Source organism: Plantibacter sp. RU18 (assembly GCF_050613355.1).
Lineage (GTDB): Bacteria > Actinomycetota > Actinomycetes > Actinomycetales > Microbacteriaceae > Plantibacter.
Genome location: NZ_CP159618.1, coordinates 2,385,234 through 2,399,552, shown reverse-complemented (window position 1 = coordinate 2,399,552; position 14,319 = coordinate 2,385,234). Strand labels below are relative to the sequence as shown.

Genomic DNA, 14,319 nt, shown 5'->3' with positions numbered 1-14,319 from the left:
CCCATGATCGGCACCACGTCGCGGCGAGCGTTCAACGGGCTCACGGACGGTCATCGGGTCATCCCGGTGGTCAGGACGCTGTTCGCCGACGGCGAGACACCGGTGGGGGTCTATCGCAAGCTCGCGCTCGGCAAGCCAGGCAGCTTCCTCCTGGAGTCAGCAGAGCAAGGCGGCATCTGGTCCCGATATTCGTTCATCGGCGTGTCCTCGTTCGGCGTCCTGACGCAGCAGGGGGATGCTCCGCACTGGCTCGACTACGGACTGTCAGCTCGACGCGCGCTCGGCGACATCACGGGCCTCGGGCCGCTCCAGGCGCTGGAGCAGCTGCACGACCGCTGGCGCACAAGTGCTCCGCCCGGCCTGCCCCCGTTGACCGGCGGACTGGTGGGTTTCATCGGCTGGGAGGCGATCCGCCAGATCGAACGACTGCCGCACCGCCCGCCCCGCGAGATCCCGGTCCCCGATCAGGCGCTCTCCTTCTCGGCAGACCTCGTCGCGATCGACCATCGGAGCGGACTCGTCCACCTCATCGCCAATGTGCTGAACGATGGTCTCGAGAGCTCAGCGGAGCTCTGGCAGCAGGCTCAGCATCGTCTGGACCGCCTGCAGGCCGGACTGGCGGCGCCGACCGACGCCTGGCTCGCGGAACTCGATCCCGACGCCCGTGCGGCACCGGACCACCGCACGGAACAGGCGGACTTCCTCGCCGCCGTCGAGGTGGCCAAAGAGCACATCCGCGCCGGCGACGTGTTCCAGGTCGTCGTGTCGCAGCGCTTCGAGCAGGAGTGCACCGCCCGACCGATCGACGTCTACCGCGTGCTCCGCTCACTCAACCCGAGCCCGTACATGTACCTCCTCGCCCTCGAAGCATCGGACGGTCGTCCGTACACGATCGTCGGCTCCTCGCCGGAAGCACTCGTGAAGGTCGAGTCCGGTCGGGCCTTCACCCACCCGATCGCCGGCTCCCGACCGCGGGGTGGAACGCCAGAGGCAGACGCGGAACTCGAAGCGGCACTGCGGGCAGACCCGAAGGAGCGCGCCGAACACCTCATGCTCGTAGACCTCGCCCGCAACGACCTCTCCAAGGTCTGCAGGGCAGGCAGCGTCGAGGTGACCGAGTTCATGCGCGTCGAACGGTTCAGCCACATCATGCACCTCGTCTCGAGCGTCGAAGGCACGACGGCCGACGGCGTGACCCCCATCGACGTCTTCCGCGCGACCTTCCCAGCCGGTACCTTGTCGGGCGCGCCGAAACCGCGTGCGCTGGAGATCATCGACGCCCTCGAACCGGCCCAACGCGGGGTGTACGGAGGAGTGGTGGGGTATTTCAGCTTCTCCGGAGACCTCGACCTCGCAATCGCCATCCGCACCGCGACCATCATCGATGGTGTCGCACACGTCCAAGCAGGCGGCGGTCTCGTCGCAGACTCCGACCCGCTCTCGGAGTTCCGGGAATCGCAAGACAAGGCTGCCGCGCCACTCAGCGCCGTCGCCATCGCCAACACCATGAATCGAGTACGCGCATGACCGACGACGAGACCAACGCAACGCACGCCGCTGGAACACCCCTGGAGGGCACCCCGGTCGACGAGGCACAGCCGGCGCAGACGCGGTCGGACGCCGTCGGGTCCGAGACGTCACGCCCCGAAGACGGACTGTCCGCCGACGACGACGTCGCCGCACGAGAACTGCGCGGACGTCAGCGCCGGCTCAAGACCATCCTCCTGGTCTCGGCGGTGCTCTTCGACGCCCTCATCCTCGCCGCCTGGACGCAGACCTGGCTGTCGATCAGTCTGGTCGGCCTCGGCCCGCACTCGGGAGCGCTCGACGTCGTCGGCTCCGTCGCAGCCCCCGCGCTGTCCGCGCTGGCTCTCGCCGGGCTCGCGCTCGTTGCCGCTCTCGCCATCGCCGGCCCGGTGTTCCGCATCATCCTCGGCTCCCTGGAGACGATCATCGGCGCGTGCGTCGCCTACTCGGCGATCGCCGTCCTGGCGTCACCCGCCGCCGCTGGCGGTGCAGCCGTCACCGAGGCCACGGGTGTCGCGGGCTCACAGTCGACGATCGACCTCGTCGCGGCGACGTCGTTGACCGCCTGGCCGGTCATCACGCTCGCACTCGGGATCCTCCTCGCGCTCGCCGGCGTCGCCACCGTGCTCACCCACCGTCTGTGGCCGGGCCCGTCTCGCAAGTACCAGACCGTGCAGTTCGCTCAGACCGACACCGCACCCGACGCCGATCCGGTCGGCGCCTGGGACGATCTCAGCCGCGGCGACGACCCCACCCGCTGATCTCGCCCTCGGGTGCGCGGACGCGACAAGCCACCTGCGCTCCGGTGGCCCGCCGCACGGAACCACCGACCTCTTCCCGGTACACTGGAACCCGCACTCGCACAGAAGGAGAATCATGAGCACCGATCCCTCGGACCCCGGCCACGGACACTCGCCCGCCGCCTGGACGGCCGTGATCATCATGTTGGTCGCGTTCACTGCCGGGACGGTCTTCTTCTGGCTCGACATGCCGGTGCTCGTCTGGGCCTCGGCCGGTCTGCTGCTGCTCGGTTGGATCACGGGTGGCATCCTCGCCAAGACCGGCTACGGCGTCGGCGGCGCCAAGTACGTGGCGAAAGAGCACTGAACATGCTCGCCGACCTGATGGCCGGCGCGATGGAGGACGCTGCAGAGCGTCTGACGAATCGGTCGTCCGCGATCGTGGAGGCGGCCGCCCTCGAAGCGCCCCCGGCCATCGACGCCCTCGCAGCGCTTGCCCCCGCAGATCAGGTCAAGATCATCGCCGAGGTGAAGCGCTCCAGTCCGTCGCGTGGCCCGCTGGCCGACATCCCCGATCCAGCCTTGCTCGCCTCGCTGTACGAACAGGGCGGCGCCAGTGCGGTCAGCGTCCTCACGGAGGGGCGTCGCTTCGGCGGTTCCCTGCAGGACCTGGAGGCGGTCCGCGCGTCGGTGCGCATCCCGGTGCTCCGCAAGGACTTCATCTCGGTGCCCTACCAGGTGTTCGAGGCGCGCGCGTCCGGCGCCGACCTGGTCCTGCTCATCGTCGCAGGCCTGGAGCAGTCCACGCTCCGTGAACTCCATGAGCTCATCATCGAGCTCGGCATGACGCCGCTCGTCGAGACCCATTCGGCTGACGAACTCACCCGCGCGGCCGACATCGGCGCCCGCGTCATCGGCGTCAACGCACGGAACCTCAGCACGTTCGAGCTCGACCAGCGCCTCTTCGGAACGCTGAGCGATCGGTTCCCGAGCGACGCGGTGAAGGTTGCGGAATCCGCTGTCCTGGCGGCCTCCGACGTCGCCGCCTACCGGCAGGACGGCGCCGACGTCGTCCTCGTCGGCGAAGCACTCGTCACCGGCGACCCGGTCGCCACCCTCGAACAGTTCCTGGGAGTCAACGCATGACCTCATCCACCATTCCCGACGAACCGGTCACGACGCGCCTGCGCGATGAGCCCGGTCCATTCTTCGGCGACTTCGGCGGGCGCTTCATGCCGGAGGCGCTCATCGCAGCGACGGACGAACTCGCGGCCGCCTACGACACGGCGAAGGCCGACGAGACGTTCCAGGACGAGCTCACCACACTCCTGCGCGACTACGCAGGACGTCCGTCGATCATCACCGAGGTGCCTCGCTTCGCCGCTTCGGCCGGGGGAGCGCGGATCTTCCTCAAGCGCGAAGACCTCAACCACACGGGCTCGCACAAGATCAACAACGTCCTCGGCCAGGCGCTGCTCACGAAGCGCATCGGGAAGACCCGCGTGATCGCCGAGACCGGCGCGGGTCAGCACGGTGTCGCGACCGCGACCGCCGCGGCCCTGTTCGGGCTGGAATGCACCATCTACATGGGCGAGGTCGACACAGAACGTCAGGCGCTCAATGTCGCCAGGATGCGCCTGCTCGGCGCGACCGTGATCCCGGTCACGACCGGTTCCCGCACGCTCAAGGATGCCATCAACGAGGCGTACCGCGATTGGGTCGCGTCGGTGGAGACGACCAACTACATCTTCGGTACCGCCGCGGGGCCGCACCCGTTCCCCGTGATGGTGCGCGACTTCCAGAAGATCATCGGCGAGGAGGCGCGCGCGCAGCTCCTCGAGCTGACGGGCGAGCTCCCCGACGCCGTCGTGGCGTGCGTCGGTGGCGGGTCCAACGCGATCGGCATCTTCCACGCGTTCCTCGACGACGCCGATGTCGCGCTCTACGGCGTCGAAGCGGCCGGAGACGGCATCGACACGCCGCGCCACGCTGCTTCGATCGAACGCGGGCGCCCCGGCGTCCTCCACGGTGCCCGCACCTACGTCCTCCAGGACGAGGATGGCCAGACCATCGAGTCGCACTCGATCTCCGCCGGGCTCGACTACCCGGGCGTCGGCCCGGAGCACGCGTGGCTCGCAGCGACGGGCCGGGCGATCTACGTGCCTGCGACCGACGCCGAGGCGATGGAGGCGTTCCGTCTCCTCAGCCGCACCGAGGGGATCATCCCTGCGATCGAGTCGGCGCACGCCCTCGCGGGGGCGATCGTGCTCGGCAAGCAGCTCGGGCCCGAAGCGACCATCCTCGTCAACCTCTCCGGCCGGGGCGACAAGGACGTCGAGACCGCTGCGACCTACTTCGGTCTCCTCGACGATGGGCAGGGCGCATGAGCACCACCGGCTCGGTTCCCGCCACCACGCCTGCAGACACGGCTCCATCTTCCGTGGCTGCGGCGATCGACCACGCCCAGATCGACCGCCGCGGAGCACTCATCGGTTACCTGCCGGTCGGCTTCCCCGATCTGCAGACGAGTATCGACGCCGCTATCGCCCTGGCCGAGAACGGTGTGGATGTCTTGGAACTCGGCGTCCCGTACTCCGACCCGGTGATGGACGGCGCCGTCATCCAAGCGGCCACGATCACCGCGCTCTCCGCGGGCTTCCGCCTCCACGACGTCTTCACGGCGATCAAGGCCATCCGTGCGGCTGTCGACGTCCCGATCCTCGTGATGACCTACTGGAACCCGGTGCTGCAGTACGGCGTCGACCGCTTCGCGGCAGACCTCGTCGCCGCGGGCGGCGCAGGTCTCATCACACCGGACATCACACCGGACTCCGCGGCCGACTGGTTGGACGCGAGCGACCGCCATGGGCTCGACCGTGTGTTCCTCGCAGCACCCACCTCGAGTGACGAGCGGCTCGCGCTCGTCACCGCCCACTCGCGTGGATTCGTGTACACGGTGTCGACCATGGGCATCACTGGAGCGCGTCAGGACCTCGACGCTGCGGCGAAGACCCTCGTCTCCCGCCTGCGCTCCGTCGGCGCCGAGTACGCGTGCGTCGGCATCGGCATCTCCACGGCCGAGCAGGTGCGCTCCGTGCTCGAGTACGCCGACGGCGCGATCGTCGGGTCGGTGTTCGTGAAGGCACTCTCGGACGGCGGCGTTCCGGCTGTCACCGAGGTCGTGCGGTCCCTCGCAGCCGGCGCTGCCCGCTGACCTGAGCGCTCAAGCGTTCGGGGGAGAGACCAACCGACCGGACTCCTGAGGGTATCCTCAGCAATCCGCCGACGGCCGAGGCCGTACACTCGATCACAGTTCGTAACGAAAGGCGACCAGCGCAGTGATTGCACCCTTCAGCATCCCGAGCCCCGACATCTCCAGCTTCAGCGTCGGCCCGTTCACGGTGCACATCTACGCTCTCTGCATCATCGCGGGCATCATCGTCGCGACGATCCTGACCTCGCGCCGCCTCACCAAGCGCGGCGCCGAGCCCGGGATCGTGCTGGACATCATCCTGTGGGCGATTCCGCTGGGCATCATCGGTGCTCGTATCTTCCACGTGCTCACCCACCCGGGCGACTACTTCTATCCGGGTGCGGACCTCCTGCGGACCCTGTACATCTGGGAGGGCGGCATCGCGATCTTCGGCTCCCTCCTCGGTGGTGCGGTCGGTGCCTACATCGGATGCCGCATGACCGGCATCCGTTTCTGGACCTTCGCCGACGCGCTCGCGCCAGGACTCCTGCTCGCGCAGGCCTTCGGTCGCCTCGGCAACTACTTCAACAAGGAGCTCTACGGGCTCCCCACCGACCTGCCGTGGGGTCTTGAGATCCCCGCGAGCAATCCGGCGTTCCCGATCGGCCTTCCGTCCGACACCCTGTTCCAGCCGACCTTCCTGTACGAGATCCTCTGGAACCTGCTCGGCGTCGCCGTCATCCTCTGGATCGGCCACCGCTTCAACCCGCAGTGGGGCCGGCTCTTCGGCGTGTACCTCATCTGGTACGGCGCCGGTCGTACGGTGTGGGAGACGATCCGTATCGATCCGAGCGAGTACCTCTTCGGCATCCGCGCGAACGTCTGGGCAGCGATCCTGGCCATCGTCGTCGGCATCGCGATCATCGTCATCCAGTCCCGTCGACACGCCGGCGGCGAGCCGTCGGCCTATGTCGACGGTCGGGCGTGGACCGATCCGAAGGCTGCTGTAGACTTCTACGACACCGACGCGGAGAACTTGGGACTGCGCAGTGCTTCCGCCGACAATGACGCCGACGGAGCCGACAGCACTGCATCGTCCGCTCCGGAGTCCGAAGCCACGGTCGCCACAAGCAGAACCGGCTCCACATCCTAGGCCAGGCGCACACCTCTCTCCGGCCCGGCGAACCCCCGTCCTCGACTCCAGGATTCGTCAACCGTTTCGTTCCAGGGCCAGTGGCGTCCCTTCTCTGATCCCCCTTTCGTGAGGACGGTATTCCCATGGCGCACGCACCGTACGCTTCGTTCAGCGCGGTTCCGCCCAAGCAGGGCATGTACAACCCTGCCCGAGAGAAGGACGCCTGTGGCCTGGCAATGGTCGCCACGCTCACCGGCGAGGCGTCCCACAGCATCATCGACGCGGCGCTCGGCTCGCTCCGCAACCTGGAGCACCGCGGAGCCATCGGCTCCGATGCCGGCACCGGTGACGGTGCGGGCATCCTCACCCAGATGCCGGACGACTTCCTGCGCGGTGTCGCAGGCTTCGCACTGCCGCCCGCGGGGGAGTACGCGGTCGGCATGGCGTTCCTCCCGACCGACGAGGCCGCGCGATCGCAGTTGAAGTCCGAGATCGCCGAGATCGCCGCAGCGGAGCAGCTGTCCGTCCTGGGCTGGCGGGACGTCCCCGTCGATCCTGATGAACTCGGCAAGCTCGCTCGTGCGGCCATGCCCGCCTTCGAGCAGTTGTTCGTCGCGGGAGCGGACGCCTCGAAGCCCAGCGGCATCGCCCTTGACCGATTGACCTTCCGGCTCCGCAAGCGCGCGGAACGCGAACTGGGCGCCTACTTCATCTCGCTGTCCAGTCGCACGCTCGTCTACAAGGGCATGGTGACGACACTCCAGCTCGAACCGTTCTACCCCGACCTCTCGGACGAACGTTTCGCGACGAAGCTCGCGATCGTGCACTCCCGCTATTCGACGAACACCTTCCCGTCCTGGCCGTTGGCGCAGCCGCTGCGCATGATGGCGCACAACGGTGAGATCAACACGGTCGAGGGAAACCGCAACTGGATGCGGGCCCGGCAGTCGCAGCTCGAATCCGAACTCATCGGCGATGTTCGCCCGCTCCTCCCCATCATCACCCCTGGCGCGAGTGACTCCGCGTCCTTCGACGAGGTGCTCGAACTCCTCACGCTCACCGGCCGCTCCCTGCCGCACGCCATGATGATGATGGTTCCCGAGGCCTGGGAGAAGCAGACGGGGCTGACGCAGGAGCGTCGCGACTTCTACGAGTTCAACTCGATGCAGATGGAACCGTGGGACGGCCCTGCTGCGCTCACCTTCACCGACGGAGCACTCGTCGGCGCAACCCTCGACCGCAACGGACTGAGGCCTGGGCGCTGGTTGGAGACCACTGACGGCCTCGTCGTGCTCGGCAGCGAGATCGGCGTCCTCGACGTCGAACCGAGCCGGGTGAAGCGCAAGGGTCGTCTGCGCCCGGGGAAGATGTTCCTCGTCGACACCGTTGCTGGGCGCATCATCGAGGACGACGAGATCAAGGACGAGCTGTCCTCCGCCGAGCCTTGGGGAGACTGGCTGGAGCAGGGGCGCATCCACCTCCGCGACCTGCCGGAGCGGGAGCACATCGTACACACCCCCGCCTCCGTCACGCGCCGCCAGCGCACTTTCGGCTACACCGAGGAGGAGGTGCGCATCCTGCTGCAGCCGATGGGGCAGAACGGCGCAGAGCCGCTCGGTGCCATGGGATCCGACACACCGATCGCGGTGTTGTCCGAGCGCCCTCGGCTGCTCTTCGACTACTTCGTGCAGCAGTTCGCCCAGGTGACGAACCCGCCGCTCGACTCGATCCGCGAAGAGGTCGTCACCTCTCTGAAGCTCGGGCTCGGGCCGGAGCGGAACCTGCTGTCATGGGGTCCGGAGCACGCCAGGCAGGTCGTCCTCGACTTCCCGGTCATCGACAACGACGAGCTCGCGAAGATCCAGCACATCGACCCGACTCCGGGTAGCCGCCTGACCGAGACGATCAGGGCGCTGTACCGGGCCGAGGACGGCGCGGCGGGGCTCGAGACCCGTCTCCGTGAGATGTGCGACGAGGTCGACGAGGCGATCGCCTCCGGCTCGGAGTTCATCGTGCTGAGCGACCGAGACTCGAACTCCGATCTGGCGCCCATCCCGTCGTTGCTGTCACTCGCGGCCGTGCACCACCACCTCATCCGCTCCCAGAACCGCATGAAGGTCGGTCTCGTGGTGGAGGCAGGTGACGTCCGCGAGGTGCACCATGTCGCGCTGCTGATCGGTTACGGGGCGTCCGCGATCAACCCGTACCTCGCCATGGAGAGTTGCGAGGATCTCGTCCGCAGCGGTCTCATCCAGGGCATCACCCGCGAGCAGGCCGTCAAGAACGTGATCAAGGCACTCGGCAAGGGCGTGCTCAAGATCATGTCGAAGATGGGCATCTCGACCGTCTCCTCCTATGCCGGTGCGCAGGCGTTCGAGGCCGTCGGTCTCAGCCAGGAGCTGGTCGATGCATACTTCACGGGCACCGAGACGAAGCTCGGTGGCGTCGGTATCGACGTCATCGCAGAGGAGAACGCGAAGCGTCACCGCTACGCGTACCCGGAGGACGCGGCTTCCACTGCCCACGAGCGCCTGCAGTCCGGCGGCGAGTACCAGTGGCGCCGCGACGGCTCTCCCCATCTGTTCAACCCGGACACGGTGTTCAAACTGCAGCACGCGACGAAGACCCGTCGATACGACATCTTCCGTGAGTACACCCACCTCGTCGACTCCCAGGCGGAGCAGCTCATGACCCTGCGCGGCATGTTCACGCTGCGCACCGGAGCGCGTCCGCCGGTCGCACTCGACGAGGTCGAGTCCGTCTCGTCGATCGTGAAACGGTTCTCCACCGGCGCGATGAGCTACGGCTCGATCTCGCGGGAAGCGCATGAGACGCTCGCGATTGCGATGAACAGCATCGGGGCGAAGTCCAACACGGGCGAGGGCGGCGAGGATGTCGACCGTCTCCTCGACCCGACTCGCCGCAGCGCCATCAAACAGGTCGCCTCCGGCCGTTTCGGCGTGACGAGCATGTACCTGACCCACGCCGACGACATCCAGATCAAGCTCGCCCAGGGCGCGAAGCCCGGTGAGGGTGGCCAGCTGCCGCCGACGAAGGTCTACCCGTGGGTCGCTCGCACCCGTCACGCGACGGCCGGCGTCGGTCTCATCTCGCCGCCACCGCACCACGACATCTACTCGATCGAGGACCTCAAGCAGCTCATCTTCGACCTCAAGCGCGCGAACCCGAAGGCGCGTATCCACACGAAGCTCGTCAGCCAGTCCGGTATCGGTGCTGTCGCCGCTGGTGTCGCGAAGGCCCTGTCCGACGTCATCCTGGTCTCCGGTCACGACGGCGGAACGGGCGCGAGTCCATTGAACTCGCTGAAGCACGCCGGCACGCCATGGGAGCTCGGTCTCGCCGAGACGCAGCAGACGCTCATGCTCAACAACATGCGCGACCGCGTGGTCGTCCAGGTCGACGGTCAGATGAAGACCGGCCGCGACGTCGTCATCGGCGCACTGCTCGGGGCCGAGGAGTTCGGTTTCGCGACGGCTCCGCTCGTCGTGTCCGGCTGTGTCATGATGCGCGTCTGCCATCTCGACACGTGCCCGGTCGGCGTCGCGACGCAGAACCCTGTGCTGCGCCAGCGTTTCACCGGGAAACCCGAGTTCGTCGTGAACTTCTTCGAGTTCATCGCCCAGGAGGTTCGCGAGTACCTCGCGGAGCTCGGGTTCCGCTCCATCGAGGAGGCGATCGGCCACAACGAGCTGATCGACGCCGATCGCGCCATCGACCACTGGAAGGCGTCCGGGCTGGACCTCTCGCCGGTGCTGGTCGGTCCGGCGTTCGCCGATGACGAGCCTCGCACGAATCGCCGCCAGCAGGAGCACGAGCTCGAGAAGCACTTCGACCAGCAGCTCATCCGTGCGGCGGCAGACGTGCTCGAGCACGGAGGGTACTTCGCGGTGGACCTGCCGATCCGCAACACGGAGCGTGCCGTCGGCACGATGCTCGGACACGAGGTCACGCTCCGCCACGGCGAGAACGGACTGCCTGCCGGCAGCATCGACATCACGCTGCGCGGCTCGGCCGGCCAGTCGTTCGGAGCGTTCCTGCCCGGCGGCATCGCGCTCCGCCTGATCGGCGACTCGAACGACTACGTCGGCAAGGGCCTGTCGGGCGGCCAGATCGTCGTGCGACCGCCTGAGGGCGTCATCTTCGCTCCTGAGGATAACGTCATCGCCGGTAACGTCATCGGTTACGGCGCGACCCAGGGCACGATGTTCCTGGGCGGCATGGTCGGCGAGCGGTTCCTCGTCCGGAACTCCGGTGCAACCGCTGTCGTCGAGGGCGTGGGAGACCACGCGCTCGAGTACATGACCGGCGGCCTGGCGCTCATCCTCGGCCAGACCGGCCGCAACCTCGGTGCAGGCATGTCCGGCGGCACTGCCTATGTGTTCGACCTCGACCGCGAACAGGTCAACCGCGAATCGCTCGCCTCAGGCGAGCTCACGCTGTCGGAGCTCGGCAGCAGCGACGTCGAGATCGTCCGCGATCTCCTCGAACGCCACGTCGCGGAGACCGGGTCTCCGTTGGCCGGACGCCTGCTCGACGACTTCGAGCAGACCGTCGTACGTTTTGTGAAAGTACTGCCACGCGACTACGCAGCGGTCCTCGCCACCCGGCAGACCGCGCTGGACGAGGGACTCGACCCCGACGGCGACATCGTGTGGAACCGAATCCTGGAGGTGACCGGTGGCTGATCCCAAGGGATTCCTGAAAGTACCGGAGCGCGAGCTCCCGAAGCGCCGGCCCGTGCCGGTGCGCATCATGGACTGGAAAGAGGTCTACGAGCAGGGCGATGCAGCAACCGTGCGCAAGCAGGCCGGCCGCTGCATGGACTGCGGTATCCCGTTCTGCCACAAGGGCTGCCCGCTCGGGAACCTGATCCCCGAGTGGAACGACCTCATGTGGCGCGGTGAGGGTCGGTCGGCGATCGAGCGTCTCCATGCGACGAACAACTTCCCCGAGTTCACCGGACGACTCTGCCCGGCTCCGTGCGAGAGCTCGTGTGTGCTCGGCATCAACCAGCCGGCCGTGACCATCAAGCAGGTCGAGGTCTCGATCATCGATCAGGCGTTCGCCAACGGATGGGTCGAGTCCCACCCGCCGGAGCGCCTGACCGGCAAGACCGTCGCCGTCGTCGGTTCAGGGCCCGCAGGGCTCGCCGCGGCCCAACAGCTGACCCGCGCAGGCCACACGGTCGCCGTCTACGAACGCGACGACCGCATCGGCGGTCTGCTGCGGTACGGCATCCCCGACTTCAAGATGGAGAAGAAGCACCTCGACGTCCGTCTGAAGCAGATGCAGGACGAGGGCACGCGCTTCCGAGCCGGTGTGAACATCGGCGTGGACATCACCTGGGACGAACTGCGCGCACGGTACGACGCCGTGGTGATCGCGACAGGCGCCATGGTACCGCGCGACCTCCCGATCCCCGGCCGTGACCTCGACGGCGTGCACTTCGCCATGGAGTACCTCGTGCAGGCCAACAAGGTGGGCGCCGGAGACAGCGTCCCCGGGCAGATCACCGCGGAGGACAAGCACGTCGTCGTCCTCGGCGGCGGTGACACCGGCGCCGACTGCATCGGCACCGCCCATCGTCAGGGCGCTGCGTCGGTCACCAACCTCGCGATCGGCAACCAGCCGGGCGACGACCGTCCCGACCATCAGCCGTGGCCGATGATGCCGACGATCTTCGAGGTCGCGAGCGCGCACGAAGAGGGCGGCGATCGCGAGTACCTGGTCTCGACCGTGGAGTTCCTGCACAACGACGCCGGAGAGGTACGCGCCATCCGCGTCGCCGAGACGGAGTTCCTCGACGGCCGCCGGGTGCCCAAGAGCGGCACCGAGCGAGAGATCCCCGCGGACCTCGTGCTACTGGCCATGGGGTTCACCGGTCCCGAAGGGGACACGCTCGAATCGCAGTTCAAGCTGCCGTTCACGGGGCGCGGCAACGTGGCTCGAGAGGACGACTACCAGACGAGTCAACCAGGCGTCTTCGTCGCCGGCGACGCAGGCCGAGGCCAGTCGCTCATCGTGTGGGCGATCGCCGAGGGCCGTGCAGCGGCTGCCGCGGTCGACCAGTACCTCGAGGGCGAGACGCAGCTTCCCTTCCCGGTCCGTCCAACGGACCAGCCCATCTCCCTCTAGGCTTTCAGACGGACGACAAGCGTCGGACGTATCATGCCGAGCAGTGAGTACCGAAGCGCCATGCGCGCAGAAATCATGGAGAACACACACAAATGAGACGAGCCAAGATCGTCGCAACGCTGGGGCCTGCAGTATCCAGCTATGAGAACATCCGGGCCATCATCGATGCGGGTGTCGATGTCACCCGGATGAACCTGAGCCATGGCAGCTACGACGTGCACGAGGCCATCTACGCCAACGTGCGCAAGGCCACCGAGGACTCCGGGCGCGCCGTCGCCGTCCTCGTCGACCTCCAGGGCCCGAAGATCCGCCTCGGCAAGTTCGAGGGTGGCCCCTACGACCTCGCCGTCGGAGACATCTTCAAGATCACCACCGAGGACATCCTCGGCACGAAGGAGCTCTCCTCCACGACGTTCAAGGGGCTGCCTCAGGACGTCAAGCCGGGCGACTTCCTCCTCATCGACGACGGCAAGGTGAAGGTCGAGGTCGTGGAGGCCGACGACACCGTCGTCACCACGCGCGTCATCGTCGCCGGACCGGTGTCGAACAACAAGGGCATCAACCTGCCCGGTGTTGCGGTCAACGTCCCCGCGCTCAGCGAGAAGGACGAAGCGGACCTCCGCTGGGGCTTGCGTCTCGGCGCCGACCTCATCGCGCTCTCGTTCGTCCGCGATGCGTCGGACATCGACCGCGTCCACGAGATCATGGCCGAGGAGGGCCGCAAGGTCCCCGTGATCGCCAAGATCGAGAAGCCGCAGGCCGTGGACAACCTCGAGGGCATCATCGAGGCGTTCGACGCCATCATGGTCGCCCGAGGCGACCTGGGTGTCGAGCTGCCGCTCGAGGCCGTCCCGATCGTGCAGAAGCGCGCCGTGGAACTGGCCCGTCGCATGGCGAAGCCCGTCATCGTGGCGACGCAGATGCTCGAGTCGATGATCTCGAGCCCGATCCCGACCCGCGCCGAGACGTCCGACGTCGCAAACGCGGTCCTCGACGGTGCTGACGCGGTCATGCTCAGTGGCGAGACGAGCGTCGGTGCCTACCCGGTGATCACTGTCCAGACCATGGCCCGGATCGTGGAGTCGACCGAGATCCACGGGCTCGACCGTGTCCAGCCGCTCGGCACGAAGCCGCGCACGCAGGCCGGAGCGATCACGCTCGCAGCCGTCGAGGTCGCCGACTTCGTCGGTGCGAAGTTCCTCTGCGTGTTCACCGAGTCGGGCGAGTCGGTCCGCCGGATGTCCCGTCTGCGCAATCGCATCCCGATCCTCGCGTTCACGCCGGACCCGGCGATCCGTCGTCGCATGGCACTGAACTGGGGCGTCGAGTCCTTCGTCGTCGAGCGGGTGACGCACACCGATCAGATGGTTGCGCAGGTGGACGAGGTCCTCGTCGCCACCGGCAAGGCCGCGGTCGGCGAGCCAGTCATCATCATCTCCGGATCCCCTCCCGGAATCCCGGGGACGACGAACGACATCCGCGTCCACAAGGTGGGCGACGTCCTCTAAGTCGTCAGATGCATCCGAAGGCCGCGATCCTCCCGTACGGGGATCGCGGCCTTCTCGGTC

10 protein-coding genes are annotated in these 14,319 nt (G+C 67.5%); all 10 read left to right on the top strand.

Going from position 1 to position 14,319, the window contains the following annotated elements:
- Nucleotides 1-3: 3 nt before the first annotated feature.
- The 10 genes from ABMA10_RS11525 to pyk all read left to right on the top strand — a co-directional run bounded on the left by ABMA10_RS11525 (nucleotide 4) and on the right by pyk (nucleotide 14,259).
- Nucleotides 4-1,527, top strand: a complete 1,524-nt coding sequence (locus ABMA10_RS11525; RefSeq protein WP_347868789.1) for an anthranilate synthase component I — start codon at nucleotides 4-6, stop codon at nucleotides 1,525-1,527.
- The gene (locus ABMA10_RS11520; protein ID WP_347868788.1) at nucleotides 1,524-2,288 is read left to right on the top strand and encodes a Trp biosynthesis-associated membrane protein; all 765 of its coding nucleotides are present in this window, start codon (nucleotides 1,524-1,526) and stop codon (nucleotides 2,286-2,288) included. The genes ABMA10_RS11525 and ABMA10_RS11520 overlap by 4 nt, the downstream gene beginning before the upstream one ends.
- Nucleotides 2,289-2,403: 115 nt before the next feature.
- Complete coding sequence (locus tag ABMA10_RS11515) at nucleotides 2,404-2,634, top strand: DUF6704 family protein (protein WP_431030570.1); 231 nt, start codon at nucleotides 2,404-2,406, stop codon at nucleotides 2,632-2,634.
- Nucleotides 2,635-2,636: 2 nt separating this feature from the next.
- Nucleotides 2,637-3,413, top strand: a complete 777-nt coding sequence (trpC, locus tag ABMA10_RS11510) for an indole-3-glycerol phosphate synthase TrpC (RefSeq protein ID WP_347868786.1) — start codon at nucleotides 2,637-2,639, stop codon at nucleotides 3,411-3,413.
- The gene (gene trpB / locus ABMA10_RS11505; RefSeq protein WP_347868785.1) at nucleotides 3,410-4,654 is read left to right on the top strand and encodes a tryptophan synthase subunit beta; all 1,245 of its coding nucleotides are present in this window, start codon (nucleotides 3,410-3,412) and stop codon (nucleotides 4,652-4,654) included. The genes trpC and trpB overlap by 4 nt, the downstream gene beginning before the upstream one ends.
- The gene (trpA, locus tag ABMA10_RS11500) at nucleotides 4,651-5,481 is read left to right on the top strand and encodes a tryptophan synthase subunit alpha (protein WP_347868784.1); all 831 of its coding nucleotides are present in this window, start codon (nucleotides 4,651-4,653) and stop codon (nucleotides 5,479-5,481) included. The genes trpB and trpA overlap by 4 nt, the downstream gene beginning before the upstream one ends.
- Before the next feature lie 124 nt (nucleotides 5,482-5,605).
- A complete protein-coding gene (gene lgt / locus ABMA10_RS11495) occupies nucleotides 5,606-6,613 on the top strand; it encodes a prolipoprotein diacylglyceryl transferase (RefSeq protein ID WP_431030569.1) in 1,008 nt (335 codons plus the stop codon).
- A 218-nt stretch (nucleotides 6,614-6,831) separates the two neighbouring features.
- On the top strand, nucleotides 6,832-11,301 hold the full coding sequence (gltB, locus tag ABMA10_RS11490) for a glutamate synthase large subunit (protein WP_431030568.1): 4,470 nt from the start codon (nucleotides 6,832-6,834) through the stop codon (nucleotides 11,299-11,301).
- The gene (locus ABMA10_RS11485; protein ID WP_347868781.1) at nucleotides 11,294-12,751 is read left to right on the top strand and encodes a glutamate synthase subunit beta; all 1,458 of its coding nucleotides are present in this window, start codon (nucleotides 11,294-11,296) and stop codon (nucleotides 12,749-12,751) included. The genes gltB and ABMA10_RS11485 overlap by 8 nt, the downstream gene beginning before the upstream one ends.
- Before the next feature lie 92 nt (nucleotides 12,752-12,843).
- Nucleotides 12,844-14,259, top strand: a complete 1,416-nt coding sequence (gene pyk / locus ABMA10_RS11480; RefSeq protein WP_347868780.1) for a pyruvate kinase — start codon at nucleotides 12,844-12,846, stop codon at nucleotides 14,257-14,259.
- Nucleotides 14,260-14,319: the final 60 nt, after the last annotated feature.